This is a genomic window from Bartonella sp. AP57NXGY, from assembly GCF_042195805.1.
Taxonomy (GTDB): domain Bacteria; phylum Pseudomonadota; class Alphaproteobacteria; order Rhizobiales; family Rhizobiaceae; genus Bartonella.
The window spans coordinates 1-525 of the sequence record NZ_JBHIOZ010000694.1 but is presented as its reverse complement, the minus strand read 5'-3'; the positions used below and the strand labels follow the sequence as shown (position 1 = coordinate 525).

The 525-nt window shown below is 41.0% G+C and carries 2 pseudogenes; both read right to left on the bottom strand.

Annotated features, from left to right (window positions below):
* Positions 1–108, bottom strand: a pseudogene (locus ACFIL8_RS12690) (phage baseplate assembly protein V); the annotation flags it as partial.
* Positions 89–525, bottom strand: a pseudogene (locus ACFIL8_RS12685) (hypothetical protein); the annotation flags it as partial. The pseudogenes ACFIL8_RS12690 and ACFIL8_RS12685, both read right to left, overlap by 20 nt.

Below are 525 nucleotides of genomic sequence, written 5' to 3'. Positions count from 1 at the left end.
CCGATAGCGTGCGTTTTTATGGTCGACATGGCTAATCTTCCCCACCACAACCATATTGGCCACACGTCTCTTTAGATCTGTGATTTCTTTATCGCGCCGCTCTAACATGTCCACCTTCAATTTTATGGTATTTATCTTTATTTCTCACGCCTGTTTCTGGTTCAAAACTTAAGAAAGGTTCAACGATTCTTGCTGTTACACTGCCTTCTTCTTCATTCATGTTGGGGATATTTGTCACATAAATGACTTCAAAGGTTAAAATTGCACCGTGGAGTGCTAAAGCGCCATTATCACCAAAGGCAAAAGCAATATTTTGCAGGCGGCATGTTTCAACTGTGTTGTTGAGATTGGGATTAGCATAGAAAACCTCCTCAACTTCCCATGCTAATTGGTCAACAAAACGCGCTCCATCTTCACATGTCGCATAACATTCAACATCTAGCGTTAAAACACGCCGCCTTAAGCCAAAATCATGTCCATCTTCAATTGTTTCACTTTGTGTTGAGATATTAATAGCTGGCATTG